General features: G+C 70.4%; 15 protein-coding genes and 1 pseudogene. 3 read left to right on the plus strand and 13 right to left on the minus strand.

From position 1 onward, the window contains the following. The 5 genes from Q0W60_RS13190 to Q0W60_RS13210 all read right to left on the minus strand — a co-directional run. Positions 1-1,496 (minus strand): VCBS domain-containing protein (locus Q0W60_RS13190; protein WP_297696322.1); only part of this gene is annotated, 1,496 nt, incomplete at its 3' end. 347 nt (positions 1,497-1,843) lie between these two features. Next, a complete protein-coding gene (locus Q0W60_RS13195; protein ID WP_297696324.1) occupies positions 1,844-4,003 on the minus strand; it encodes a type I secretion system permease/ATPase in 2,160 nt (719 codons plus the stop codon). A 54-nt stretch (positions 4,004-4,057) separates the two neighbouring features. Then, entirely contained in the window at positions 4,058-5,452 is a 1,395-nt protein-coding gene (locus Q0W60_RS13200) for a TolC family outer membrane protein (protein WP_297696326.1), read from the minus strand. Positions 5,453-5,469: 17 nt separating this feature from the next. After that, positions 5,470-6,198, minus strand: a complete 729-nt coding sequence (locus tag Q0W60_RS13205; protein WP_297696328.1) for an OmpA family protein — start codon at positions 6,196-6,198, stop codon at positions 5,470-5,472. 80 nt (positions 6,199-6,278) lie between these two features. Beyond that, positions 6,279-12,380, minus strand: coding sequence for a tandem-95 repeat protein (locus Q0W60_RS13210; RefSeq protein ID WP_297696330.1), 6,102 nt, complete (start codon positions 12,378-12,380; stop codon positions 6,279-6,281). Positions 12,381-12,752: 372 nt separating this feature from the next. Between Q0W60_RS13210 and Q0W60_RS13215 the strand changes: the two genes are divergently transcribed. Further along, positions 12,753-13,685: a transglutaminase-like cysteine peptidase gene (locus Q0W60_RS13215; protein ID WP_297696332.1), complete on the plus strand. Its 933-nt coding sequence runs from the start codon at positions 12,753-12,755 to the stop codon at positions 13,683-13,685. Here Q0W60_RS13215 and Q0W60_RS13220 read toward each other — a convergent pair. Together Q0W60_RS13220 and Q0W60_RS13225 are read right to left on the minus strand one after the other, a co-directional pair. Next, the gene (locus tag Q0W60_RS13220) at positions 13,682-14,317 is read right to left on the minus strand and encodes a ribbon-helix-helix domain-containing protein (RefSeq protein ID WP_297696334.1); all 636 of its coding nucleotides are present in this window, start codon (positions 14,315-14,317) and stop codon (positions 13,682-13,684) included. The two genes, Q0W60_RS13215 and Q0W60_RS13220, sit on opposite strands and share 4 nt — an antisense overlap. After that, positions 14,314-15,639: an HlyD family type I secretion periplasmic adaptor subunit gene (locus Q0W60_RS13225; protein WP_297696336.1), complete on the minus strand. Its 1,326-nt coding sequence runs from the start codon at positions 15,637-15,639 to the stop codon at positions 14,314-14,316. The genes Q0W60_RS13220 and Q0W60_RS13225 overlap by 4 nt, the downstream gene beginning before the upstream one ends. A gap of 181 nt (positions 15,640-15,820) precedes the next feature. On the opposite strand from Q0W60_RS13225, the gene Q0W60_RS13230 reads away from it, so the two are divergent. Together Q0W60_RS13230 and Q0W60_RS13235 are read left to right on the plus strand one after the other, a co-directional pair. Next, complete coding sequence (locus tag Q0W60_RS13230; RefSeq protein ID WP_297696338.1) at positions 15,821-17,152, plus strand: hypothetical protein; 1,332 nt, start codon at positions 15,821-15,823, stop codon at positions 17,150-17,152. 122 nt (positions 17,153-17,274) lie between these two features. After that, entirely contained in the window at positions 17,275-17,475 is a 201-nt protein-coding gene (locus tag Q0W60_RS13235) for a hypothetical protein (RefSeq protein WP_297696340.1), read from the plus strand. A gap of 84 nt (positions 17,476-17,559) precedes the next feature. Here Q0W60_RS13235 and Q0W60_RS13240 read toward each other — a convergent pair whose 3' ends face one another. The 6 genes and pseudogenes from Q0W60_RS13240 to Q0W60_RS13265 all read right to left on the minus strand — a co-directional run. Further along, positions 17,560-17,781 carry a hypothetical protein gene (locus Q0W60_RS13240; protein WP_297696342.1) on the minus strand — a complete coding sequence of 74 codons (222 nt, stop codon included), beginning with the start codon at positions 17,779-17,781 and terminating at the stop codon, positions 17,560-17,562. A gap of 88 nt (positions 17,782-17,869) precedes the next feature. Further along, entirely contained in the window at positions 17,870-18,175 is a 306-nt protein-coding gene (locus Q0W60_RS13245) for a Flp family type IVb pilin (protein WP_297696344.1), read from the minus strand. Between the two features lie 97 nt (positions 18,176-18,272). Then, on the minus strand, positions 18,273-19,724 hold the full coding sequence (locus Q0W60_RS13250) for an efflux transporter outer membrane subunit (protein ID WP_297696346.1): 1,452 nt from the start codon (positions 19,722-19,724) through the stop codon (positions 18,273-18,275). A gap of 5 nt (positions 19,725-19,729) precedes the next feature. Further along, positions 19,730-23,314, minus strand: coding sequence for an efflux RND transporter permease subunit (locus Q0W60_RS13255; RefSeq protein ID WP_297696347.1), 3,585 nt, complete (start codon positions 23,312-23,314; stop codon positions 19,730-19,732). Further along, complete coding sequence (locus Q0W60_RS13260) at positions 23,311-26,484, minus strand: efflux RND transporter permease subunit (protein WP_297696349.1); 3,174 nt, start codon at positions 26,482-26,484, stop codon at positions 23,311-23,313. The genes Q0W60_RS13255 and Q0W60_RS13260 overlap by 4 nt, the downstream gene beginning before the upstream one ends. Beyond that, a pseudogene (locus Q0W60_RS13265) lies at positions 26,484-26,811 on the minus strand (hypothetical protein); the annotation flags it as partial. The pseudogene Q0W60_RS13265 and the gene Q0W60_RS13260, both read right to left, overlap by 1 nt.

Below are 26,811 nucleotides of genomic sequence, written 5' to 3' on the forward strand. Positions count from 1 at the left end.
CCGTCCTCGACGACCGCGCCGGTCTCGGCGGTGCTGGTGAAGCTCACCGGATCCTCGGCCCCGGTGACGGTCACCGTCACCGGCGGGGTGGCGGTCGAGCCATGGCCGTCGTCGACCTTGACCGTGTAGGTCTCGGTCACCGTCTGGCCGTCGGCCAGCTGCTGGGCCTTGGCGTTGTCGATGGTGTAGATCCAGCCGACCGAGCCCGGCGCCGTGGCGGCGTCTTCGCTGACCGCGCCCAGGGCGAAGGTCCCGAAGGCGTCGGCCGAGGCCGGCCCGCTGAGGACGCTGGCCGAATGGGTGTCGGTGAAATCCGGGTCGGTGAAGGCGAGCGTGCCGCTGTCGGTCTGGGTCCCGTCCTCGACGACCGCGCCGGTCTCGGCGGTGCTGGTGAAGCTCACCGGATCCTCGGCCCCGGTGACGGTCACCGTCACCGTCTGGCTCGCCGTGCCGTCGAGGCTGGTCACCAGGAAGCTGTCGGTGGTCGTCTCGCCGGTCGCCAGGTGCTGGACCTTGGTCTCATCGACCGTGTAGCTCCAGTGGCCGTCGGCATCGACGCTGTAGGTCCCGAGTCCCGAGGCGGTGGCCGTGCCGGCCGCAACGGTCTTGGAGTGCGCTTCGCCATCATCGACGTCGGAAACGGTCAGCGTGCCGGTCACCGTCGACGTTGCGTCCTCGGTGAGCGAGCCGGTGGGCGTCCCCATAATCGATGCGGTGTCGTTGACCCCGACCACCGTCACGGTCACGGTCGCAGTGCCGGTGTCGCCGTCCGCGTCGGTGACGGTGTAGGTGAAGGTGTCGGTGGCGGTTACGCCCGCGGCCAGATGGTCGAAGAAGGCGTGATCGGGCGTGTAGGTGGCCGTGGCGCTGGCGTTGAACGGATCGCTGAGATTCGTCGCCAGCGAAACTGTGCCATGCGCGGCGGAGCCGACCTGAACCGCGCTCACCAGGTCCGGGACAAGGTCGTTGGCCAGCAGGTTCCCCGATGTCGCGGAGCTGTCCTCGTTGGCCGTCATCGTGTCGCTGACGGCTGTGACCGGATCGTCCGTGACCGAGAGCGCGTGGCCGTCCACGGTGACCGTGAACTGCTCGATCTTCGAGACGGACAGCGGAAAAGCTGTGAAGTTGAAGATCGCGTTCGTGGCCTCCAGCGTGTGCTGGTTCGTGTTGATCGCCAGGAACGTCTGATAGTTGATCAGGTCGGCCTGGAACTTCGCGCTGAGCCACTGGGAGCTCGTCAGGTTGAGCTGCAGGACGTCGATGCCGGAGCCGCCGTCATAGACGTCGGCCGTTGTCCCGAACGCGTCGGTCCCGTTGAAGACCAGCAGGTCGTTGCCGGAGTTGGCGCTGAGCGTATCGGCGCCAGCGCCCCCGTCGAGGGTGTCGTTTCCGGCCCCGCCATTCAGCTTGTCGGCGCCTGCGCCGCCGGAAATCAGATTATCGCCCGACAGACCATTCAGCGTGTCTGCGCCGCTCGTCCCAACAACCGTCGGCATCTTGAAAGCCCCACCCGATCTGCATGGGCGCGGTGTGCCAATTCTGGACGCGACCACGCCAACCCCGATTAGGCGGAGCTTTATGCACTTCTTATACCGGCGGCAAGCAGAATTTAATCAGCGTTAACTACGTCATGCCAAAGCGTCGCAGTTGCGAGTCGGGTAACCGACGTAGTTTTGGCGAATCCCGACCCCGTTTCTTCGCCTGAGACGCGAATTTCACCCGAGATTACATCTATATCGTCTTACGATATATTTCAGCCCGGCGACATTCTACTTGATTCCTGCGGCCACGAGACGGAGCTCGTGGCCGCCTCGCGCCTGACCTCGAGACGGACCTCTATCGCCTATTCCGCGGCGACGGCCGCGGCGGGCGTGGCGAGCGCCTTCATCACCCGCGCCTTGGGCCCATCGGCGATGATCCGGCCGCGGTCGATCACGATCAGCCGGTCGACCAGCGCCAGCATGGAGATGCGGTGGGTGGAGATCATCAGCGTCTGGTCCGGGCCGAGCGCCTTTCCGAGCTTCTCGATGAAATAGGCCTCGCTCTGGGTGTCCATCGCCCCGGTCGGCTCGTCGAGGTACAGGAGCCGGCAGGGCTCGATCAGGGCGCGCGCGAGGGCCATGAAGCTGCGCTGGCCGCCGGAAAGCCGCGAGCCACGCTCCCCCACCGGCAGGTCGAAGCCGCTCGCGCCGCGCGACAGGAAGATGTCGGCGCCCGAGCGCTCGACCGCGGCGATCATCTGTTCGTCGGCAGCGCCGGCCGCGCCCAGGAGCAGGTTCTCGCGGACCGTGCCGTTGAACAGCTCGGCATCCTGGCCGACGTAGCGGAACGCCTTGCGCAACTGGTGCGGATGGAACTGGCGGCTGTCGAACCCGTCGACCACGTAGGTCCCGTCGGTCGGGGCGTAGAGTCCGCAGATCAGCCGTCCGAGCGTCGACTTGCCGGAGGCCACGCGGCCGATGACGCCGATGCGCTCGCCGGGCGTGATCTTCAGCTGCAGCTCCTTCAGGGAGTCGGTCTCGGACCCCGGATAGCGGAAGGTCACGTGCTCGAACTCGACGGCGCCGGCCGCCACCTCGGGCGTCACGCTGCGCAGGTTGAGCGTGCGCTCGTCGGGCGAATCCATGATCTTCTGCAGGGCCGTGAGCGTCAGCATCGCCTGCCGCGCCCGGGTCATGATGAAGGCGAACTGCCCGACCGGGGCCAGCGAACGACCGGCCACCATCACGATCGCGATGATCGCGCCCATCGAGATCATGTTGGCGTTGAACAGGTAGAAGCCGCCGACCACCAGGCCGACGCTGATCGCCTGCTGGAAGAAGGACGCGAGGGTCACGGCGATCGCCGAAAGCTTGCGCAGCCGCTCCTGGGTGGCCGCGCTCATGTCGGCATAGCGGCGCCAGCGGCCGAGCATGCGGCCCTCCGCGCCGATCGCCTTGAGGGTCTCGGTGCTGGCGATCGCCTCGACGAGCGTCGAGTGCTGCAGGCCCGAGTCGGCCTGCGCGTCCTTGAGGGTCGCCGTCATGCCCTTCTGGAGGCTGTAGCCGGCCGCCAGCATGGCCGCGATCCCGACCAGCGGAATGAGCACCAGGAAGCCGCCGAGCGCCAGGATCAGCGCCAGGAAGACGAACACGAAGGCCATGTCGATGACCAGCACGACCGTCGTCGAGGTGAAGAACTCGCGCACCACCTCGTACTCGGCCAGCCGCTTGGCGAAGCCGCCCGTGGTGCCCTCGCGCGCGGCGAGCGGGATGTTCATCACCTTCTCGAACAGCTGCTGCGCCAGCTTCTGGTCGAGCTCGCGGCCCACCTCGTCGATGATGCGGGCGCGGGCGATGCGCAGCAGGAAGTCGAAGCCGAGGGCGAAGAAGACGCCGAGCGCCAGCACCCACAGGCTGGCCGCCGCCTTGTTCGGGATGATCCGGTCGTAGACGTTCATCGTGAACAGCGGCATGGCGAAGGCGAGCAGGTTCACGGTGGAGGCGGCCGCGGCGATGTAGCCGAACTGGCCGCGGTACTTCTTGAGCTCGTCCCAGAACCAGTGCCGCGGCTCGGGCTCGACGGCGGTGCCTTCGAGGCCGCGCTCCTTGGTGGGGTCCGGCTCGATGGTGACGATGCGGCCCGCGTAGACCTTTTCCAGTCCGGCGCGCGAGAACCAGCGCTCCTCGGCCAGGGCGGGATCGTAGATGCGGTGCTGCTTCTCCTTCACCTCGAGCAGGACGAGGGCGCCGCCGTCCAGCCGCTCGAGGATGGCCGGGGCGTGACGCGCGGTGATGGCCCGGACCGGCTTGCGCATGGCGTGCGAGCGCAGGCCCACCCGCTCGGCCGCGGGCTCCACCTGGTGGAACGGCAGCCGGCCGTGCTCGTCGACGGCCAGCCCCGAGGTCAGCACCACCGTCGCGGACGGGCGGTCGTAGGCGCGCGCGAGGTACTGCAGCGCCTCGAGAACGGAATCAGGCTCGCTCCCGGCCTCAGGGCCGGGAGCAATCTTGTCGGTTTTCACGTCCTGATCTCCTCAGCCGCCCCGCCACTCCATCGGGCTCAGGCGGCAGATGAATCAGTTGGCATGCCGCCTGCGCATAACTTCCGCCGGGGGAGTTGGCGGAACCTTAAAGCGCGCCCGAGAATCCGCCGTTGCGTCATGTGGCCGCTGGATTCCGAGCGTGTCGAGGAGCTGGCCGGTGGCGGCGAGCAGCTTGTAACGCGCGAAGATCTCGGCGAAGCGCGCCGTCTCCAGCAGAACCTGCGAGTTGTAGCGGGTGTTCTGGGTGTCCAGGAGATCGAGCAGCGACCGGCGGCCGACCTTGAACTGGTCGGCGTAGGAGCCGATGAGCTGGTCCGCGGACTGGGTCTCCCGCGTGAGCTCCTGCACCAGCGCCGCCTGCTGCTCCTCGCGGTTCCACGCCGTGCGGACGTCTTCCTCCGCCTGGCGGGTCGTCTGGTGCAGCACGTAGCGCTGCTCGCTGGCCCGGCGCACCTGCTCCTGCACGTTCGCCTGGTTGATGCCGCCGCTGTAGAGGCTCCAGCGCAGCACCACGCGCGCCAGCACGTCGTTGGTTCGGCCGGCGAAGCCGTCCACGTCATGGCCGGTCCGCGCGCGCGCCTCCAGAGCCACCTTCGGCCAGAGGTCCGACTGCGTCTTGCGGACCACCGCGTCGGCTGCGTCCACGTCGGAGACCGCGATCTTGATCGTCGGGTTGTTCTCCCGCGCGATGCCGATGGCGTCGTTCAGGGTGCCCGGGATCGGCAGCTCAGGCGGCATCGACACCTGGTCGAGCGGCACGCCCGTGCGGGTGGTGAAGGCGATCATCGCGTTCACCAGGCCTTCGCGGGCCTCGACGACCCGCGCACGGGCGGCGTCGAGCCGCTCCTGCGCCTGCTGCTGGTCGGCGACGCTGATCGAGCCGCTGCGCACGCCCTCGCCCAGGTCCGACACCATCTTCTCGTGATAGGCGACGTTGTCCTGGGCGGCGGCCACCAGCCGCTGCTGCAGCAGATAGTTTAGGTATTCGCGCGCGGTCTCGAGGGCGATGAACTCCGCCCGTTCGCCGACCCGCGTGGCGGCGCCGTCGGTGCGTGCGGCCTGCCGCTCGAGCTCCGAGCGCCGGCTGCCGCTGTCGAACAGCGTCTCCTGCAGCGTGAGGCTGCCCTCGACCGGAGACAGCGTCTGGGTCTGGAGCCCCAGCGCCCGGCGGGTCGGGCTGTCGAGACGTTCGACGCCGCCGCTGACCTCGGCGTCCAGCCGCGGAAGGTAGAGGCCCTGGGCCTGCTTGCGCTCGAACTCGATCGCCTGCTTGTCCTGGATGGCCTGGTTGACCTGCGGGTTGGAGTCGACCGCGATCTGGATCGCTTCCTTCAGCTCGATGGCGCCGGCCGGCCCCGCGGCGAACGCCGAGAGGGCCAGGGCGCCGCTCGCGGCGAGCAGGCCTTGTTTCAAACCGAACATCTTCATTTGCCGCCCCCTGAGCATTACTGAGCCCCCGCGGTGTTGATCACGACCCGGCGGTTCTGCGGCTCACGGACGCCATCGGGCGTCGGCACCGCCGGCCGGGTTTCGCCATAACCCACCAGGGTCAAGGCCTGGGCCGAGACGCCGGCGTTCTCGAGCAGGCTGGCCACGTTGCGGGCCCGCGCTTCCGAGAGCTTCTGGTTGTAGGCGGTGGATCCGGAGGTGTCGGCGTAGCCGGACACGCTCAGGTTCTGCCAGCCGCAAGCCTGCATCTGCTGGGCCGCCGCCTGGGCGACGCCGGCGGCTTCGGGCGGCGGCTCGGCCACGTTCCAGCCGAAGTAGAAGACGATCGGCAGCTTGGTGGCGCACGGCGGCGCGGCGGCGACCTGCGCCGGCGCCGGCTCCGGCGGCGTCATGATCGGCGCCGGCGGCTGCTGCATGCGCTGGTAGTAGAAGTCGCACTTGTCGATGCTGTCCTCGTCGACCGTGCCGGTCTTGAGGAAGCCGATGGCGATGCCGCAGGCGACCTTGGTCTCGGACGCCCAGGTGAAGCGCTCGTCATTGGCGCGGATCACCTCCGGCGCCCGCGACATGGCCACCGCGGCGCTGTAGCGCTGCTCGACATCGGCCCGCATGGCCCCGGCCGAACCCTTCGAGAGGATCGGCGAGCGCGGCGCCTGGGCCATGGCCTGCGAGCCGCACCCAACCGCCAGCATCGCCGCCGTTGCGGCGAGCAATCCCGTTTTCATGTATCCCCCAACTTGCATAGACCCCCACCTGAAGCGCGACCGTAGTGAGAACCACGGTCGCGGAACAGGCCTAACTTTTTTTATGCATGATTTATCGGGGCGATATGGTCAAGGTGCAACATCAGGCCCATGTCGCCGAAGACCAGGCCAGCGTGCGCCATAACCGCCGCACCGCCGGTTTCCGCCGAAACGGCCGCAGCCAGGGGCGCCGCCACCGCCGGCAGCCCCGTGGACTGACCCGCCGGCAGCGAAGCCAGCAGCTGATCCACCGCGTGATCGGCGCCCAGGGCGTCGGCCAGGACATGGGCGACCGCGGCGGCGGCGGCAGGCGCGGCATTGGCCGCCGCGGCGGCGGGAGCCGCCGGAGCCGCCGCCTGCGCATGGGCCGCGAGGGCCTGGGCCGAGGGCGCCATCGGCATCGACGACCCGTCGAGGAACGCCGGGGCCGGAGAGCCGGCGGGCGCGTTCGCCGTGTTGCTGTCCCCGCCCGTCGCCGGCTGCGGCGCAGAGGCCTCATGCGGCTGGTCGAGCGAGGTCGGCGCGGTGACCGAGGTCTCGGAGCTCGAGGCGGTGTGCTGCGGCTGCGCCGCCTGGGCCCCGCCGCTCGCGGAGAGCAGCGAGGTGGGCGTCGTCGTCTCGTGCGTGTCCTCCAGGACCGACGAGGCGGTGAGCGCCGAGCCCGCCGTCGAGTCGTCCAGCACAGGCTGGAGGCTCGGGAGCGTCGAGCTGTGGTCCGACAGGTTCGCGGCCGCCGCGGCGGTGACGTCCACCGAGGCCACGAGGCCCGCGGCCACCAGCGAGCTGACGAACCCGGCGTTGGCGCCGGCGGCGGCGACCTGCTGCACCACCGTCTTCAGCGGATCCGAGGCGCCAACCGCAAAGCTGACGTCCCCGACCAGGCCCGTGGTGCCGTCGACGCGGGTGAAGCTGGCGGAGCCGTTGACCTCCACCTCGCCGTTGGCGGCGCTGTAGGCCCTGCCGTCGTTGGTGAGGTCGATCGAGACGATGCCGAGCTGCGACAGGGTCTTGAACTCGCCCGGATCGGCCACGCCGTTGCCGTTGGCGTCCTGCCAGACCCCGAACTGCGAGAACTGGGCGTCGGCCGCGGTCAGCTTGCCGTCATGGTTCGAGTCGAACTCGATGGCCAGGGCCTGCATGTCGCTGGTCGCGCCCGGGACGCGGGAGGTGAACACCCACTCCGAGGCGTTGGTCACGGTCCCGTCGTGGTTGGCGTCGACCGCCAGGATGCCGGTCCCCGCGCCCACCCAGGCGGTGTGCTGCTGGTGTCCGTCGCCCGCGAGGTCATAGGTGACCCCGGCGGATTGGCCGACGAACTGCAGGCCCTGTCCGGTCATGTCGAGCACCACCGGGGCGGAGCTCGCATCGACGTGAACCGTGAAGCTCTGCGCGGCCGTCTGGTCGCCGTCGCCGTCGGTCGCCGTGACGCTGAACTGCAGGTCCGAGCTCTGCGGCAGAATGTTCTCGGTCAGAACGGCCTGCGAGAACCGCACGCCCTGGCCGGAGCCGCCGGTGCCCGTGATCGTGAGCTGGTTGAAGTCGAAACCCGGATCGAAGGTCGTCGACGTCCCGGTGATGTTGACGCCGGTCACCGTGACGGTCTGGTGCGTGATCGTGTTGGTCGCGGTCCAGGAGATGGTCAGCGAGCCATTGATCGAGTTGTTGTCCAGCTCGACCTGGCTAACGAACAGCGGATTGGTGTTGGCTGCATCGTCCACCCCCGGATTGCCCGGATTGTGGAACTCCATGGTGAAGGATTCGGTGCTGCTGACGAACTGGTTGTTGATGCCGAAGCCCGGGGTCGACGAGTTCACCGTGTTGCCGTTCGGCGTGCTGAACTCGATGGTTCCGTCGGTGGTCTCGGCGAAGTTCGGCTGGTTGCCCGGCGCCAGATTGTTCAGCGCGAAGGTCTGGGTGGTGCCCGCGTTCGGCGTCACCAGGTCGAAGGTGTAGGTGCCGTTGGTGTCCACCTCCAGGGTGAAGATCGTCTTGGAGGTGTCCGCCGTGTCGAGCGCCGTGAGCAGCGTGCCGTTCGCCAGCTGCGTCTCGGTGTAGGTGATCCCGGTGATCGTCGGGCCGGTGATGTCGAACTGGTGCCAGCCGTCGGCGCCGGGCGCGAACGAGAAGCTCCCGCCCGTGGTGTTGCCGGCGGCGTTGATCACCGTCGAGTCCGGGATCGCGCCGAGGCTCGACACGTCGTCCACGACCGAGACGTTGATCGTCGAGGTGGTCGTGTTCCCGTCGGCGTCGGTCACCTGGTAGGTGAAGGTGTCGACGTTCGGAACGGTGTCCGTGCCGTTGTTGGCGGTCGCCTCAGTGACCGGATGCTGCAGCGTGTAGGTGTAGGTCCCGTCGCTGTTCAGCACGATCGTGCCATTGGCCGTCGTGCCGCTGCCGACCAGGGCGAAGGTGTCCGTCCCGGCGCCGCCGCTCACGTTGTCGGCCACGGTGCCGCTGAACACGTTGCTGCCGTCGCCCGCGTGCGAGCCGATGACGGCGAGCCCGGCCTCGTTCACCAGGGCGGCGTCGGTGGTCGCGTGCAGGTCGGAGGCGCCGACGGTGATGGTCAGCGTGGTGGTCGACTTGTCGCCGTCGCCGTCCTGGACCGTGTAGACGAAGGTGTCGGTCCCCGAGACGTTCGGCTTGGCGGTGTAGGTGTAGGTGCCATCGGCGTTCAGCGTCAGGTCGCCCAGCGTCCCGTGCACCAGGCCCGGCGCGCCCGTCGCCGGCGTCGAGGTGTCCGTGCCGGCCGCAACGCCGATCACGGCGCCGCCCGCGGCGAAGCCATCGGCGCCGGCGACATCGTTGGTCAGGACGCTGGCCGTGGCGGTCGTCCCGCCCGAGGTCACGGAGTTGGTGTCGGCGTTCGCCGTCGGGAGGTCGTCGACAATGTTGGCGACGAGGGTGCTGTTGGCCGTATCGCCGTCGGTGTCGGTGGCGACCACGGCCAGGTTCTCGAACACGCTGTTCGCGCCGAGGCCGGCGGCATCCGCCTGGGCGGTGTTGAGCGTATAGGTGTAGCTGACCACGCCGGTGCCGGCGTCGAAGCCGGTGACCGCCAGGGTGCTGCCGTCCGCCGTGGTGAAGTTGCCCGCCGAGAACACGCCGCCGGTGACGAAGGCGTGCCCGCCGATGGTCAGCGAATCCAGCCCGTCGGCCGCAGTCACGGTGAACGAGCCGCTGGCGGTCAGCGCCGCGCCATTGGGCGAGGAGCCGGCCGGCAGGTTCATCTCGAACACCGTGACGTCGCCGCCTTCGGCGCCGATGCCGGTGACGGTGACCGGGTGGTCCTCGATGTCGATGGTCAGCGTGGTGGTGGAGGTGTCCCCGTCGCCGTCGGTGAGCTGATAGTCGAAGACATCCTGGACCGCGCCGGGATTATCGACGGTGCGCGTGTAGGTGTAGCTGCCGTCGGTGTTGAGCGTCAGGTCGCCGAACTGGCCGTGCAGGACCGTGCCCGCGTCGGAGAAGGAGGCGTCGCCCGGCAGCTTGACGCCGGTGACGGTGGCGTGGTCGGCGCCGGGCACGTCGTTGGCCATCACGCCCGCCGCCGCGTTGACGGTGACCGAGGTCTGGGCCGCGATGTCGTTGGTGTCGGCATTCGCCGTCGGCACGTCGTCCTTGACGTCGACGGTGACCGTGTTGGTCGACGTGTTCCCGAGCGAGTCGGTCACCTGGTAGGTGAAGCTGTCGACGCCGTGCTGCGTGTCGGTGCTGTTGTCGGCCGCCGGGCTTTCGGTGACCGGCGAGGTCAGCGTGTAGGTGTAGGTCCCGTCCGCGTTCAGGACGAGCGTGCCGTGGTTCAGGTTGCTGCTGACCAGCGTGAAGGTGTCGCCACCCGCCCCGCCGCTCACATGGGCCGACAGGTCGCCGTTGAAGACGTTGCCCGTCCCCGGATTGCTGCCGTCGGCGAGACCCGCCTCGTTGACCAGGGCGGTGTCCGTCCCCGCGGCGAGATCGGTGCCGTTGACGGTGATGTCGAGCGTCGTGGTCGAGGTGTCGCCGTCGGCGTCCTGGACCGTGTAGGTGAAGTGGTCGACCGAGCCCGCGGTGACGTTGGGGTCGGCCTTGTACACGTACGAACCGTCGGCGTTCAGGGTCAGGGCGCCGAACTGGCCCGTGATCGAATTGCCGAGGTTGGCCGTGTCGGGCGCGTTGTCGCCCGCGCCCACCGCGACGACGCCCGCGCCGGGGGCGAAGCCGTCGGCGCCGCCCTGGTCGTTGTGCAGCACGCCGTTGGCGGCCGTCACGCTCAGCATGTCGCCCGTCGCGACCACGCCGGTGTCCGGATTGGCGATCGGCGAGTCGTCGAGCACGGTGACGCCGACGGTGTCGGTCGCCGTGCCGCTCGTGCCGGTGGCGACGACGTCGATCGAGCCGAGGTTGACGCTGTCGGACCCGGTCGCGTCGACGAAGGCCTGTGACAGCACCGCCGTGACGGTCGCCTCACCGCTGGCGTTGGCTGCGATCGAGCCGCCGGAAGGCGGAGTCAGGGTGAGCGTGATCGCGGTCACGTCGCCGTCGATCGAGCCCACGATGTGGGTGGCGTCGACGCGCGTCCAGGTGATCGCGCCGCCCGTCTCGGCGCCATTGCTGTCGGTCAGCAGATGGCTGAGGTCGGTCGAGAACGTGAAACCCGTCAGCGACGACGAACCGGCCGTGAAGCTGGTGTGCGTGACCTGCGTCAGCGCCGTCGAGTCCGGCGAGGTGCCGCTCGGCAGGTTGCGCTCGTCGAGCGTGATCGGCGGCGTCTCGCCGCCATGTGGCGCGACCGGCGGAGGGGGAGGCGGCGGAGGCGGCGGCGGCGGCGGCGGAGGCGGCGGCGGCGGCGGCGGCGGCGGCGGCGACGCGTCTTGCGGCAGGTCCACCGTCAGCGTCGTCGTGCTCGTCGAGCCGTCACTGTCGGTCAGGGTGTAGGTGAAGGTGTCGTGCACGGGGCCGCTCTGCAGAGAGCCCGCGGCCGCGGTGCGGGTGTAGGTGTAGTCGCCGTCGGCGTTCAGCGTCAGCGTGCCGAACTGGCCGTTCACGACGAGATTGTGATTGGCGTCCGCCGTTGTGGCGACATCGGCCGGCACGTTGTTGCTGGCGACCTTGGTGACGCCCGCGCCGTCGGCGCCCTGGGTGTCGGCCCCGGCGGAGCCGCTGGTCGTGCCCACGCCGGTCACCACGTTGCCGGTGGCCACGTTGTTGACGGTGGCGTCGGTGTCGGCGCGCGCGGTCGGAACGTCGTCGATCACGTGGATGGTCAGGCTGGCGTCGGCCGTCTGGTTGATCGAATCGACCACGTGCACCGGGAAGACGATGTCGGCGCCGTTGGGCGTGGTGTCGGTCACCGAGTTGTCGGTCAGCGTGAAGGTGAAGCCGATCGCGCCCGGCGCGATGCTGGTCACCGTCAGGAAGCCGATGTCGTCGTGGAAGACCTGACCGATTTGGGTCACCGCCACGCCGCCGATCGAGACGGTCGTGGTCCCAACGCCTTCCTGGAAGACGATGGTGCCGGTCGTGACGTTGCTGTTGGAGCCAAAGTCTGATCCGGCGGGCTCGGAGCCGCGGGCCGGCAGGCCAGCTTCGTGCACCGGCGCATCGGCGTTTTCCACGGCCACCGGCTGGGTGGGCGTGATGATGCCGACGGTTGGCGTGCGGGCGAGGAAACCCTGCGCCTGCGTGAATTGCGGCTGGCCGAAGGCGAGCTCGGTCGGCGGCAGCAGCGGGCTCACGCCCAGACCCGGGCCGATGTCGCCGGCCGGGACCGAGAAGTCGCCGCCCGAGCTCGTCGGCGGCCCGGCGGCCGGCTCCGTCTGGGCGATATGGATGAGATCGACGAGGGTGTTCTGCGCCACCACCGCCTCGCCGATGGCGAGGTGCGGCGGATGCGCGGCCCCGTCGACGATGATCAGGATCGAGCCGTCCGGCAGGTGGACCACCAGATTCTTGCCGTCGACGGTGATGTCGCGCAGCTCGACGCCGGCCGGGAGATTGACCGTCTCGCTCGGCGTGGCGTGGATGCGCACCACGTGCGCGTTGGCGTCGGCCGGCCCGAGACGGGGCGCCTGGACGCCCTGGTCGCGATCGGCGACGGCCGTCGCCGCGGCCTCGGTCTTGCCGACCGGCGCATGGCGGTGGCTGGACGCGGAAGCTTTACGCACGTGCTTGGAAGAAGCCATGACTAATGCCCACCCTTAACAAATCCTTACGGCTAGGCTTATCGCGGGCGGTTCGCGGCGACCAAGCGCTGATCGCGAAGACCGAAAAGAATCTTATGCTGGAGCTCTCCCGGCCCAACATCTTGTGGGGCGGGGCCGTTCACATCACCAGATGTTCGAGTCTGATCCACGTTCGGCCGTCGCCCCGGCGACCGCCAGGCGCATAGCCGGATATGCTGGCGCTTGCTCCGGAGAGGCGGGCCTCACATGCCGGCAAGGTTAATCCGTTCGGTGAATCGAGCTTAAAGTAAATCGATTTACACCATGACGTTTCATTCAATGTTTGCAGTACTTCTGCACTAGACTTTAAGTCGAAAGCCTCATGCTGCGCGCATGAGGAAGAATTCATCTTCGACTAAGCTCATCGCGAGGCTCGCCTCAGCCGCCTCGGCGTTGGCCCTCTGCGCGGCGCCGGCCGCCCACGCGCAGTCGGCGCCCAGCGTCCAGGCGATCGCCGCGCAGTTCCTGACGCTCGGCGCCTCGTCCGCCTACGCCTTCCACGACTCCTCCACCGGATCGGCGCTCGCGCAGATCACCCGGGCGCAGAACGGCCAGGGCGCGGCTCCGTCCACGGTCTCGCCGGCGGCTCTGGAGCCGCCGCGTCCCGCCCTCGTCGAAGCCTCCTTCGTGCGCCCGCCCGCGGACCTGCATGCGCAGAGCCTCCGGCAGGCCACGCCCCTCGGACCCGATCCCAGCGTGTTCGGCTCGATCGCCCTGCCGGTCTCCGAGACCGGCCTCGACTGGCGGTGGCGCCGGGTGGCCGAGGCCGCCCCGCCCACCGATCCGCGCTGGCGCGAGGCGGTGCGCAGGCTGAGCGCGCTTCCGGAACGCGAGCGGGTGCAGGCGGCGAACACCTGGATCAACCACGCGGTCACCTTCGAGAGCGACATCTCGAATTACGGGGTGAGCGACTACTGGGCCTCCGCGCGCGAGACCCTGGCCCGCGGCCGCGGCGACTGCGAGGACTACGCGATCGCCAAGATGGAGCTGCTGCGCGCCGCCGGCGTGCCGGGCCGCGACCTCTATCTGCTGATCGCCCATGACCTGGTGCGCCGCGCCGACCACGCCCTGCTGCTGGTCCGCATGGACGACGGCTACTGGGTGCTCGACAGCGGCGTCGACGAGGTGATGCCCGCCGAGCGGGTCGCCGACTACCGCCCGGTGGTGACGTTCAGTTCCGCCGGCGAGTGGATGCACGGCTTCCAGCGCACGCCCGGGATCACCCTGGCCAGCATGGTGACCGTGACGCCGGCCTTCGGGCGCTAGCCGCCCAGCAGGCCGAGCAGGTTCGCGGACCTTGGCGAGGCGCCCTGGGCGGCGATCATCCGCGCGCGGCAGACGATCCTCTGGCTCTGGCCGGTGAACGTCACGTTGCAGACGACGAACTTGCGCTCGGCGCCGGCGCGCAGCTCGGCGGCCACCGAATCCGGCACCTGCACCCGCAGGTCCGCGGCCCCTTGCAGGGTGTCGAACGGCGTCCCCGGCTCGGAGCGCAGGCTCTGCAGCATGGCCAGGAGCGGCTCGTTGACCGCCAGCAGCACGGAGCGGCGGCTGGCGAGGAAGGCCGGCGTCGGCAGGGCCGCGACCATCGCGGACCAGTCGGGCCGGGCGAGCTGCGCCTCCGCCTCCCGCCACGCCTCGAACAGGTCCGACGTCAGGTTCGCGCGCAGCAGCGAGCTCTGGTTGGGGTGTTCTGCGGCCTTGCCGAGGCGCGCCTCGACCTCCGCGGCCACGCTGCGGCCGTTGCGCTCGGCCATCACCTCGATGGCGCGCCAGTAGATCATCTCCAGCCGGAACGCCTTGCGGGCGCCGCCGATCGACAGCACCCGGAAGTGCAGCCGGTTGCCGGAGCGTTCGGCCTCCTCGGCCTCGAGGGCGGCCGCGTCGGGTCCGTTCATCGCTCGCGCAACGCGTCGCTGCGCGCCTTCAGCACCGGCTTGAGCAGATAATCGAGAACGCTCTTGCGGCCGGTGATGATGTCGGCCGTGCAGATCATTCCGGGCGTGATTGGCAGCCGGCGCTGGCCGGAGGTCAGGTAAGAGACCGGTGTCTCGACGATGACCGTGAAGTAGGCCTCCTTCGCCTGCTCGTCGTAGATGCTGTCGGCGCCAACCTGCACGACCTTCCCCGGCAGGCCGCCGTAGATCGAGAAGTCGTAGGCGGTCACCTTCACCAGGGCGGGCTGGCCGACCTTGACGAAGGCGATGTCCTTCGGCTGCACGCGCGCCTCGACCAGCAGTTTGTCGTCGACCGGCACCACCTCCATCAGCTTCTGGCCGGGGGAGACGAAACCGCCGATCGTGGCCACCTGCACGTCGTTGACGATGCCCTCGACGGGCGAATGCAGCTCCGAGCGCTCGAGCTTGCCGGCGGCGCCCTTCGAGCTCTCCGCGATCACCGAGAGCTTGCCCTGCAGCTGGTTCATCTCGTCCAGCGCGTCCTGCCGGAACTGGAAGTTGTTGGCCTGAGCCTGGGCCTGGGCTTCGCGCACCGCCGCGGCGGAGCGGGAGATCTGTTCCTCGGCGGCCGCGAGCCGGCCCTGGGTGTCGGTCAGCTCCCGCTTGGCCGTGAGCAGTTCGGTCTGCGGCACGATGTTCTTGGCGGCCAGCGGCGCGAGCATGGCGACCTGCTTCTGCGACAGCGCGAGGCTCGAGCGGAGGCTGGAGGCGGTGGCCTGGGCTTCAGCCATCTCGCGGCGCCGCTGTTCGACAGCGGCGGTCAGGGCTGAATTCTTGCTCGCCAGGGCCTCGGCCCTGACCTGCTGCAGCTTCTGCTCGTTGGCGCAGGCCTCGGGCGAGTTCTGGCGGACATCCTCCGGGCAGGTGAAGCCCTGGCCGGCGCCTTCGTCCTGCAGGCGCGCGGCCCGCGCCTGGAGGCTTTCCTTCTCCGCCTGGATCTGGCCGAGTTCGGAGGAGGACTGGGTGTCGTCCAGGCGGACCAGGAGCTCACCCTTGTGCACCCGCTCCCCGGACTGCACGAGGATGGCGCTGACGGTGCTCGCCTCGGCGCTCTGGATCACCTGCGCCTTGCTGGACGGCCGGACCTTGCCGGTGGCGCGGGCGACCTCGTCGACGCGGGCGAACGCGCCCCAGATCAGGAACACCGCGAACGCGCTGGAGATCAGCACGACCACCAGACGAGTCCCGGAGACCTCGTAAAGGAAGCTCCCGCGGATCTCCCGGAGTATGAACGCGCGGATCTTCCCGAATAGAGCGGACATGTCTTCGGCCCCTCCCGAAGCCCTAGCATAGGGTGCGATTCCTTAAAGGAGGCCTGTGGCTCGGACGCAAGCGCGCAGCTTGTCACGTCGCGAACTCCGCAAGGGGGCGACCGTTCGCCGACTAGCGCGGCGCGGCGCGATCCGTGAGACTCGCGCCAAGTCCTGTCGGGAGAGCCGAATCATGCCTGCTGTCCGCCGCCCGCGGCCCAGGGCGTCGTCCATCGCCCTGGCGGCCCTGAGCCTCGGACTGACCGGCCCGGCCCGGGCGGCGGCGATCTATCCCGACGGCCTCGGCGACGCCGCGCTCGTGCAATGGCTGGGGCAGGAGACCGACCTGCGGCCCGCCCAGGTGGTGGCGATCAGCCGGGGATCCGTGGCCGGCGTGATCGCGCGGACGGAGGTGAGCGACGGGATCGCCAGAGTGACCGTGCGCCTGGAGGCGACGACGCCGCCGGCCCCCCTGCCGAACGACGTGGAGATCCTGTCTTCGCAGGTGGACGTGGCGGTGGACTGCAATCGGCGGCTGGTCCGGCAGGGCGCCTCCACCGGACATCCCGAGCGCAACCTCGCCGGCACCGGCTACATCATCGCCGACCAGGACACGGACTGGCGCTTTCCGACGGTCGGAACCCTGCTCGACGCGGTCTGGCGCTCGGTCTGCGATCCAGGGTTCGTGCGGCCGCTGGCGCCGCAGCCGCTGCGGGCCAGCGTCCAACCGCATCCGCGCGGCCGCCGGGTGCAGCTCGCCCAGGCAGGGCGGCCCAGGCCGCCCGCAGCCGCAAAGCCGAGGGCGGCCCCCGTCGCGCAAGCGAAGACCCCCGCCGCGGCGCCTCCCGCCGCCTCCACCGCGGCGCCGCCCGCCAAGGTCGAGGAGCTGGCGGCCGCGCCCGCCCCCGCGCCGGAGCCGCCTTTGAAGGCGGCCGCCGCAGCGCCCGCGCCGTCGACGCCGCAACCGGAGGCGCCTGCGTCCCAGTCGCCGGCGCCCGAGGCGGCTGCGCCGGCCGTGGCCGCCGCGACGGCTCCTGAACCGCCGGCGCCGTCGACCGCCCCGCCCGCTCCCGCCGTCCCGCAGGTTTCCCCGTCGCCGGTTGCCGGGGACCTGGCGGCCCCGCCGGCCGAACCGGCGCCCGAACCTTCGCCGAAGCCCGCAGCGGCGCCTGCCGATGCTCCGGCGCCCCCGGCCGCGACGCCTGCCGAGGAAGACGCGGCGAGCCTCAACTTTGCGCTTCGCGTGCGGCTCGGCGCCTTTTCCGCCAAGAGCGAGGCCACAGAGGCGCTCCAGCGGCTGCTGGCCCGCAACCTCACCGTCATGAACGGCCGCGCCGCCTTCGTCGGGCCGGCCGAGCACGGCCGCGGCTTTGCGATCGAGGTGGCGGGCTTCGAGGACGCCCATGCGGCGGCGGCGGCCTGCTCCGTGCTCGCCATGTCCGACGGCCACTGCGCCGTCGTCGCTTCTTCCGCGGGGACGGGCAGGCCTGCGCGGCGCGCCTCGCCCGCCCACGGCGCCCATTAAGCTTTCGGAAACCAAATGGCACGTCGCGTGCCCTGGCCTCCCGTGACTGTCCCGCTTGGGGACAACCGGGGGAGCTCATGCTAGGTCACAGGCGGTGGCTGACAGCCGAGAGGCGGCCGAAGGTGCGCGCGGCGATCCTCACCGGCCTGCGTCTTTCCCCCTGGCTGGTGTTCGGGCCGATCACCGGCGTCATGAGCGAGGCGGCCGTGTTCCATTTCAGGCGCGGCCGGCGCGTGCTCGGCGCGCTCTGCATCGTGCTGAATGTCGGCGTGCTGCTGGGGATCCCGCTGCTTACCGCCTATCTGGCGCATCGCCTGAAATAGGACCGCGCGCACGGCGCCGCGCGCCGGCGCTCTCGGGCGTCTCGGGGCATCGCTCGGCGAGCGCAACCGCGCTCGCGGTGCGGCTCAGGCGAATTCGGCCAGAAGCTCGGCCCCGGCCGGGCCCAGCGGCAGGGCGTAGGCCCGGAAGCGGCCCGGCAGGCGCAGCGCCACGCGGGTGGCTTCCCGGATGCTGGCGTAGCGCGTCGCGATCTGCAGGCGCGGGCTCCAGCGGGGGCCAGGCTGCTGGCTCAGCAGATACTCGATGCCGCCGGCGGCGGTGCGGGCGACGATGGCGGATGCGGACATGGGCTTCCCCGATTCGCGCCGGCTGTTTCATTCCGGCTCATGTTCGCCTGCCAAGCGAAAGCCGTGCCGCGCCGCCTCAGGGCCCGTGCTAAAGGCCGGGCGCGGCGCCGGACAGGCCCGGGGCGGTCCCGCCCTGGCCGGGATTGCCGCCGCCCTGCCCCGGCGTGCCGCCCGACAGCCCGGGCGTCGCCCCGGATTGCCCCGGAGGGGCGCCGGACGGGCCGCCGGCGCCCGACGTGCTGGCGATCTGGTGGGCGGAATTCTGCATGCTGCCCTGGATCGCGCCCCTGAGCGCGATGGCGGAGACCACGAGCCCGACGCAGATCAACACCAGCAGCAGGGCGTATTCCGCCGCCGATGCGCCGCGCTCGTCGCGGATGAAGATGCGCAGCAAGGCGGCCGCCCCCGCTCGGCCGTCGCGAGTCTCGCCTGGGCCCGCCTTCAGTCCTAAAGCACAGCTCGTTTCCCAGCGATGAATATCGCGGACCACCTCAGAACGGCGCGGTCCAGCCGCCCCCGAGGCCCTGGACCAGCGACACGGCCGTGGTCTGCCGCGACAGCGCTGCCTGCAGCAGGGTGCGGCGCGCGTTGAGCGCGCTGACCTGAGCGGTCGCCACGCTGGTGTAGTCCACCTGCCCTTCGCGGTACTGGTTGCGCACCATGGTCGCGGCGAGCTCGGCGTCGGTGGCGGCCGCGCGGCGGAGTTCGTATTCGCCGGCCAGCACGCGCGACGCGGCGAGCTGATCCTCCACATCCTGCAGCGCGGCGAGAACCGCCTGGCGGTACTGCGCGACCGCCTGGTCGTAGCCCGCACGCGCGGCGCCGACGCGGGCGTGAGTCAGGCCGCCGTTGAACAGCGTCTGGGCGGCGCTGGCTCCGTAGGACCAGAAGCTGTTGGAGGCGCTGAACAGCTTGCCGAGTTCGGTGGCGGTGAAGCCATAGGTCCCGGTGAGGGTGAGGGCGGGGAAGTAGGCCGCGGTCTCGACCCCGATCTGCGCGCTGGCGGAGGCGGCCCGGCGCTCGGCCGCCGCGACGTCGGGGCGGCGCTGCAGGAGCTGCGAGGGCACGCCGGGCGGCGGCTCGGGAATGGTCGGATTCCAGGTGGGCTCGGCCGCCAGCGCGAAGGTCTCCGGCGTCTGGCCTGTCAGCACTGCGATGGCGTGCTCGAACGCCGCCCGACGTCGTTCGATATCCGCGAGATCCGCCTGCGTCGAGGTGAGCTGGCTCTGCGCCTGCAGGGCGTCGGAGTGGGGCGCGATGCCGGCGTTGTACCGGTTCTGCGCGATCTTCAGGCTCTGGCTCAACTCGGCCACCTCCTCACGCAGCAGGGCGGCCTCGGCGTCGAGCTCCCGCAGGTCGAAATAGTCCGTCGCGAGGCTGGCCTGGGCCGACAGGGTCGCGGCGGCGAGGTCGGCCTGGCTCGCCTGGGCGTTTCCGCGGGCGCTCTCGATCGAACGCCGGATGCGGCCCCAGACGTCGGGCGCCCAGCTCGCGCTGGCGCTCAGGCGGTAGCTGGTCGACGAGCGTCCGCCGCCGCCGGAGACGATGCCGGTGCCTCCCGCGCCCTGGGTGATCACCGTTCCGCCGCCGGTGCGGCCTCCGCCCGAGCGGGTGGCGCCTGCGTCCAGGCTGACGGTCGGGAACAGCCCGGCGCGCTGTTCGGAGACCAGCGCTTCCGCCTGACGATAGGCGGCCTCGGCCGCCGCGACGTTCTGGTTGTTGACCGCGACCCGGCCCTCCAGGGCCGCCAGCGCGGGGTCGCCGAACAGGCGCCACCAGTCGCCCCGCGGGCTGAGGTCGGCCGGCTGCGCGGGATTCCAGCCCTGCTCCTTGAACGCGGGAGCGAGCGGCATCGCTGGACGGTGATAGTCCGGCCCCACCATGCAGCCGGCGAGACCGGCGGCGGCGAGCACGGCGAGCGGACGGGACAGGCGAAGGCGCATGGGCGTCATCCTTGGGCCGGGAGCGGCGCGGCGCCGCTCGCCCGGCTCAGGGACCGCTCGTCGCGCCGCTTCCGGCGCAGGCGGTCGAGATAGATGTAGACGACGGGCGTGGTGAGCAGCGTGAGCAGCTGGCTGGCGATCAGGCCGCCGATGATGGCCACGCCCAGCGGCTGGCGGAGCTCCGATCCCTCGCCGAAGCCGATGGCGAGCGGCAGCGCCCCAAGGCCCGCGGCCAGCGTGGTCATCAGGATCGGCCTGAAGCGCAGGAGGCAAGCCTCGCGCACCGCCGCCTCCGGCGAAAGTCCGCGCGATCGCTCGGCGTCGAGCGCGAAGTCGATGATCAGGATCGCGTTCTTCTTCACGACGCCGATCAGCAGGAAGACCCCGATCAAAGCGATGATCGAGAACTCCATCTTGAAGATCAGCAGGGCCAGCACCGCGCCCACCCCCGCCGAGGGAAGGGTCGAGAGCACGGTGATCGGGTGGATGAGGCTCTCATAGAGCACCCCGAGCACGATATAGATCGCCACCAGCGCCGCCACGACCAGCATCGGCTCCTGCTTCAGCTGAGACTGGAAGCTGCGGGCCGTGCCCTGGAAGCCGCCGCGGACGTTGGTGGGCATGGCGATCCGCGCCTGGGCGTCCTGGAAGGCGGCCTGGGCGTCGCTCAGCGATTTCCCCGGGGCCAGGTTGAAGGAGATGGTCGCCGCGAGCTCGGCGTCCTGGTGGTTGACGCTGGCGGGACTGGCGCGCTCGGCGAAGGCGGCGAGCGCCGGCAGCGGGACCATGCGGTTGGGGGCCGTGGAGACACCGGCCCCGGTGGCCGAGTCGCGCAGGCCCGGATTGGCGCGCTGCGCATTGGCCGTGGGAGCGGTCGTCGAAGCCGCCGACGAGCCGGCGCCGGAGGCGCCGCCGCCCCCCGATCGCGAAGTCCCGCCCGCGATCTGGATGTCCGGCGCAACGGCCGTCCCGCCGCCGGCCGCCGCCGGCGTGGTCGGCAGGTTGGATGATGGGCCCTCGAAGGCGGTGCGCGCCGGTTGGCTGGAGACGCCGCTTCCGCCGCCGCCCGAGGCCCGCACCGGAGTCGTGGCCGCGCCGCCGCCGCCGGCCCCGCCGGCGCCGGGCGGCCCGAACGCGACCCCGCCCAGCGAGCCCGAGATGGCGGCGGCTGCGGATCGCACCGGCGAGGCGCCGGCCACCGGCTGGTACACGGGTCCGATGGGCGCCGGCTGCGAGGCGGGCGCGCTGGACCTCGTCGGAGCCGCCCCATGGGCCGCGACGTTGACCGCGGCGATCGACTGCGCGCTCTGGCCATAGGCCGGAGCGTTCTCCTCGACGACGCTGTACTGGTTGATGTCCTCATAGATGGTCGCAATCTGCCGCTGGCCGAAGCTGTCATAGAGCGCGTTGTCGACATCGCGCGCGGTGATCCCGAGCCGGGCGGCGGTGTCGCGGTTGACGTCGACGAACGCCTCGATGCCGTTGTCCTGAATGTCGTTGTCGATGTCGGTGAGCGCCGGCTCGGACTTCAGCGCCTCGGTGAGCTTGATGGTCCAGGCGCGCAGGTCCGCCCCGTTGTCGGCCTTCAGCGTGTACTGGTAGAGCGCATTGCCGCCGCGCCCGCCCATGCGCACGTCCTGCTGCGGGTTGAGGAAGACGGCGACGCCGGTGACCCGCGAGAGCTGCGGCCGCAGCCGCTGGATGACGTCCTGGCCCGTCACACCCCTGCGCTCGGACGGCGGCTTCAGCTGGACGGCCAGGAACCCGCCGCCGGCGCGGCCGCCGCCGGTGAAGCCGACCACCGTGGCGACCGCTGGATCGCGGCCGATGATCCGCTGCATCTGGCGCAGCTTCTCGCCCATGGCCCGCGAGGAGATGCTCTGGTCGGCGCGCAGTCCGCCGTTCAGCCGCCGGCTCTCCTGCTGCGGGAAAAAGCCCTTCGGCACGGCCGTGTAGAGGTAGACGTTGAGCCCGATCACGGCGGCCAGGATCACCAGGATCAGCACCTTGTTGGAGAGCGCCCAGTCGAGGCTGCCTTCGTAGGTGATCAGCACCCGGCTCCAGGCGGACTCCGCCCAGCGCGCGACAGGGTTGCGCGGCCGGTCATGCGCCTCACGCCGCAGCAGCCAGGCGCACATCATCGGCGTGGTGGTGAGCGAGATGACCAGCGAGATCAGCACCGCCGCCGAGAGGGTCACGGCGAACTCCCGGAACAGCCGGCCAACCTGCCCGCCCATGAACAGCAGCGGGATGAACACCGCGACCAGCGAGATGGACATCGAGACGACGGTGAAGCCCACCTCCTTCGCCCCGCGCAGGGCGGCCTCGAAGCGGCCCATGCCGGACTCCAGGTGGCGGCTGGTGTTTTCCAGCACCACGATCGCATCGTCGACGACGAAGCCGGTGGCGACGGTCAGCGCCATCAGCGACAGGTTGTTGAGCGAGAAGCCGAGCAGGTACATCGCCCCGAGCGCGCCGAGCAGCGAGACGAGCGTGGCGACGGCGGGGATGACCGTCGCCCGCGCGCTGCGCAGGAAGGCGCTCACCACCAGCACCACCAGCACGATGGCGATCATCAGGGTGATCTCGATCTCGTGCAGCGACGCGCGGATCGAGACCGTCGCGTCGGAGGCGACCTGGATCTTGATGTCGCCCGGCAGCTCGGCCTGCAGCTGAGGCAGCACCGCCAGCACATTATTGACGGTCTGGATGATGTTCGCGCCCGGCTGCTGGGTCACCAGCACGACGATCGCCGGCTGGCCGTTGAAGAGGCCGAGCGTGCGCAGGTCCTGCACGCTGTCGGAGACCTCGGCGACGTCCCTCAGACGCACGGGCGCGCCGTTGCGCCAGGCGATCACCAGGTTCCGGTAGTCGGCCGCCGTGTGGCCGCCCCGGTTGGTGTAGACCTGCAGCCGTCGCGCGCCGTCGTCGACGGACCCCTTGGGGCGGTTGGCGCTGGCGGCCTGCACGGCGGCGCGCACGTCCTCGCCCGAGAGGCCGTAGGCGTTGAGCGCGTAGGGCGCGAGTTCGATGCGCACGGCCGGCAGGGAGGAGCCGCCGATCTCCACCTCGCCCACCCCGTTCACCTGGCTGAGCCGCTGCTGGATGATGTTGCTGGCGGCGTCGTAGATCTGGCCCGGCGTCCGCGTCTGCGAGGTGAGCGCCAGGATGATCACCGGCTGCTCAGCGGCGTTGCGCTTGCGGTAGGTGGGATTCGACCGCAGCGTCGCCGGCAGGTCGACCCGCGCGGCGTTGATCGCCGCCTGCACCTCGCGCGCCGCCTCATCGATGTTCTTGGACAGGTCGAACTGCAACGAAATGCGGGTCGAGCCGGTGGAGCTGGAGGAGGTGATCTCGTTCAGGCCCGAGATCACGCCCAGCCTTCGCTCGAGCGGCGTGGCCACGCTGGAGGCCATGGTGGCCGGGCTCGCCCCGGCGAGGTTGGCGCTGACCGAGATCGCCGGATAGTCGACGTTGGGGAGCGGCGCCACCGGCAGCACGAAGAAGGCCGCGACGCCGGCGATCGCCAGGCCCGCGGTCAGCAGGACGGTCGCGATCGGCCGCCGGATGAAGGGCGCCGAGAGGTTCACGTGGCCGGCTCCGGGTCCGGCTCGCCGGCGGTCGCGCCGGTGCGCCGCTTGCGGGGCTGCAGCCGATCGAACGCCAGGTAGATGACCGGCGTGGTGAAGATGGTCAGCAGCTGCGACAGGATCAGGCCGCCGAAGATCGCCACGCCGAGCGGCCGGCGAAGCTCGGCGCCCTCGCCGAAGCTGATCATCAGCGGCACCGCGGCGAACAGCGCCGCCATGGTGGTCATCAGGATGGGGCGGAACCGGAGCAGCGCGGCCTGGTGAATCGCCTCGCGCGGGCTCTTGCCCTGCTCGCGTTCGGCGTCGATCGCAAAGTCGATCATCATGATCGCATTCTTCTTCACGATGCCGATCAGGAGGATGATGCCGATGATGGCGATGACGCTGAGGTCCTGGCCGGTGAGCATCAGGGCGAGCAGCGCGCCGACGCCAGCCGAAGGCAGGGTCGAGAGGATGGTCAGCGGGTGGACGTAGCTCTCGTAGAGCACCCCCAGGACGATGTAGACGCAGACCACCGCCGCCAGGATCAGCCACAGTTCGTTGCCCAGCGCGCTCTGGTAGGCGCCGGCCGCGCCCAGGAAGGTCATGGAGACGCTGGGCGGCAGGTCGATGTCGCTGGCGGCGCCGCGGATGGCCCGCACCGCGGCGCCGAGCGAGACGCCGGGGGCGGTGTCGAAGCCCACCGTGGCGGCGGGGAACTGGGCCACGTGGGTGACCTGCAGCGGCGCCTCCTGCTCACGGACCGTGGCGATGGCCGAGAGCGGCGTCGACTGGCCGCCGCTGGTCGGGATCTGCAGCTGACCGATGGTCTGCGGCGAGTTGGTCAGTCCCGGGTTGGATTCCAGGATCACCCGGTACTGGTTGGTCTCGGTGAAGATGGTCGAGACGATCCGCTGGCCGAACGCCGAATAGAGGATGTCGTCGATGGTCGCGGTGCTGACGCCCAGCCGCGCGGCGGTGTCGCGGTCGACGTCGATGAAGATGGCCGGCGCGGTCGACTGGGCGTCGGTCGTGACGTTGGCGAGCTGCTTCAGCGTCGCGAGCTTGGCGGTGAGCTGGCCGGCCCACTGCTGCACGAGCTGGGTGTTCGCGCCTTCGAGCGACAGCCGGTACTGGGTCGGGCCGGTCTCCGCGTCGATCGTCAGATCCTGGGTCGGCTGCAGGTAGAGCGCCACGCCGGGCACGGCGGCGGCGCGCGCCTTCAGCCGGCGCATGACGGCGTCCTGCGAGCCGTGGCTCGGCTTCAGGTCGATCAGCATCTGGCCGCTGTTCAGCATGCTGTTGGTCGCGGCGTCGACGCCGACGATCGAGCTGAGGTTCGCCACCGCGGGATCCTTGAGAATCTCGGCCGCGACCTCCTGCTGCAGCTGACTCATCCGCGGAAAGGAGATGTCGCGCGCCGCCACCGTGCGGGCCTGCAGCTGGCTGGTGTCCTGGGTCGGGAACAGGCCCTTGGGAATGACCAGGTAGAGCAGGGCCGTGAAGATGAGCGTGCCGACCGCCACGATCAGCGTCGCCCGCTGGCGGTCGAGCACCCAGTTCAGCGTCCGGTCATAGCGCCCGAGCAGGCGGTCGAAGATCGCCTTTGAGCGGCGCCCGATCGCGCCGCCCTCGGCATCGGGATGTTCGGTCAGCCAGCGCGCCGCCAGCATCGGGGTGAGCGTCAGCGACACCACCGCCGAGATCAGGATGGTGATCGCGAGCGTCACCGCGAACTCGCGGAACAGCCGGCCCACCACCTCGCGCATGAACAGCAGCGGGATCAGGACCGCGATAAGCGAGACGGTCAGGCTGATGATGGTGAAGCCGATCTGCCGCGCGCCATTCAGCGCCGCCTGGAACGGGGTTTCGCCTTCCTCCACGTGGCGGGCGATGTTCTCCAGCATGACGATGGCGTCGTCGACCACGAACCCGGTCGCGATGGTGAGCGCCATCAGGCTGAGGTTGTTGAGGCTGTAGCCCAGCAGGTAGGTCACCCCGAGCGCGCCGATCAGCGAGACGGGCACCGCCAGGCTGGCGATCGCCGTCGCCCGCAGGCTGTGCAGGAACAGGAAGATCACGATGACGACCAGGGCGACCGCCAGGAACAGCTCCAGCTCCACGTGGTGCACCGAGGCGCGGATGCCGTTGGTGCGGTCGGAGAGGATGGTCACCTTCACGGAGGGCGGCAGGCCGCCGGTGAGGCTCGGCAGCTGTGTCTTGATGGCGTCCACCGTCTGGATGACGTTGGCGCCCGGCTGGCGCTGGATGTTGACGACGATCGCCGGGGTCAGGTCCGCCCAGGCGGCGAGGCGGACGTTCTCCGCGGAATCCACCACCTGGGCGACGTCGGTGAGCCGGATCGGCGCGCCGTTCTTGTAGCCGACGATGAGGGTCTTGTAGTCCTCCGCCGAGAGCAGCTGGTCGTTGGCGTTGATCGCGTAGGACCGCACCGGACCGTCGATGGAGCCCTTGGCGGCGTTGGCGTTGGCGTTGGTGATCGCGGTGCGCACCGAATCCATGCCGATGCCGCGCGAGGCGAGCGCCTGGATGTCCACCTGGATGCGCACCGCCGGCCGCTGGCCGCCGCTCAGGGTCACGAGGCCCACGCCCGGCGCCTGGCTGATCTTCTGGGCGAGCTCGGTGTTCACGAGGTTCTGCACCTCGGTGAGCGGCATGGTGTCGGAGGTGACGGCCAGCGTCAGGACCGGCGCATCGGCGGGGTTGACCTTGGCGTAGACCGGCGGGGCGGGGAGATCGGCCGGCAGCAGGGCCGCGCCGGCGTTGATCGCCGCCTGCACCGACTGCTCGGCGACGTCGAGGCTCTGGGTCAGGTCGAACTGCAGGGTGATGACCGAAGCGCCGGCCGAGCTCACCGCGCTCATGCGCTGCAGACCGGACATCTGCCCGAACTGGCGCTCCAGCGGCGCGGTCACCGTCTGGGCCATGACGTCGGGGCTCGCCCCCGGATAGAGCGTCTGCACCTGAATGGTCGGGTAATCCACCTGCGGCAGGGCCGAGAGGGGCATCAGCCGCAGGCCCACCAGCCCCGCCAGCACGATCGCGACCATCAGCAGCGAGGTGGCGATCGGCCTCAGGATGAATGGTCGCGACGGACCGCCGCCTGCGGGCGCGGCCCCGCTCGGCGGCTCGCCGGGAGGACCGAATTCGTCGTCGCGGACGTCCGACATCAGCGGCCGCCCGGCGGACCGCCTCCGCCGCCGGGGCCGCGGCGCGGCATCTTGGCCATGGCCGCCTGGCACGCGCCGCTCGCCTTGTCGGCGTTCTGGCGCAGGCAGCGGAAGGCTTCGAAACCCTGCTGGCCGCCGCAGAGCTTGGCCATGTCGGCCGCGCAGGCCTGGCGCATGGCCGCGCGCGCCGCCTGCATCTCCGGCGAGGGCGTGAAGGCGCCCTGCCCGCCCTGGCCGGGAACGACGCCGCCGCCGGACGCGGGCGCCGCGGGGCCGGCCTGGGCCGTCGGGGCGCGGGCCGCGGGCGCGCCCGCGGGCGCCTGGGCG

This window comes from Phenylobacterium sp. (genome assembly GCF_025934275.1).
GTDB lineage: Bacteria > Pseudomonadota > Alphaproteobacteria > Caulobacterales > Caulobacteraceae > Phenylobacterium.

What these genes read in the sequence shown, in the direction of transcription:
- Q0W60_RS13260 (WP_297696349.1), bottom strand. Translation starts at nt 26,484, where the DNA reads ATGTCGGACGTCCGCGACGACGAATTCGGTCCTCCCGGCGAGCCGCCG.
- Q0W60_RS13220 (WP_297696334.1), bottom strand. Translation starts at nt 14,317, where the DNA reads ATGAACGGACCCGACGCGGCCGCCCTCGAGGCCGAGGAGGCCGAACGC.
- Q0W60_RS13240 (WP_297696342.1), bottom strand. Translation starts at nt 17,781, where the DNA reads ATGTCCGCATCCGCCATCGTCGCCCGCACCGCCGCCGGCGGCATCGAG.
- Q0W60_RS13250 (WP_297696346.1), bottom strand. Translation starts at nt 19,724, where the DNA reads ATGCGCCTTCGCCTGTCCCGTCCGCTCGCCGTGCTCGCCGCCGCCGGT.
- Q0W60_RS13200 (WP_297696326.1), bottom strand. Translation starts at nt 5,452, where the DNA reads ATGAAGATGTTCGGTTTGAAACAAGGCCTGCTCGCCGCGAGCGGCGCC.
- Q0W60_RS13210 (WP_297696330.1), bottom strand. Translation starts at nt 12,380, where the DNA reads ATGGCTTCTTCCAAGCACGTGCGTAAAGCTTCCGCGTCCAGCCACCGC.
- Q0W60_RS13215 (WP_297696332.1), top strand. Translation starts at nt 12,753, where the DNA reads ATGAGGAAGAATTCATCTTCGACTAAGCTCATCGCGAGGCTCGCCTCA.
- Q0W60_RS13230 (WP_297696338.1), top strand. Translation starts at nt 15,821, where the DNA reads ATGCCTGCTGTCCGCCGCCCGCGGCCCAGGGCGTCGTCCATCGCCCTG.
- Q0W60_RS13225 (WP_297696336.1), bottom strand. Translation starts at nt 15,639, where the DNA reads ATGTCCGCTCTATTCGGGAAGATCCGCGCGTTCATACTCCGGGAGATC.
- Q0W60_RS13205 (WP_297696328.1), bottom strand. Translation starts at nt 6,198, where the DNA reads ATGAAAACGGGATTGCTCGCCGCAACGGCGGCGATGCTGGCGGTTGGG.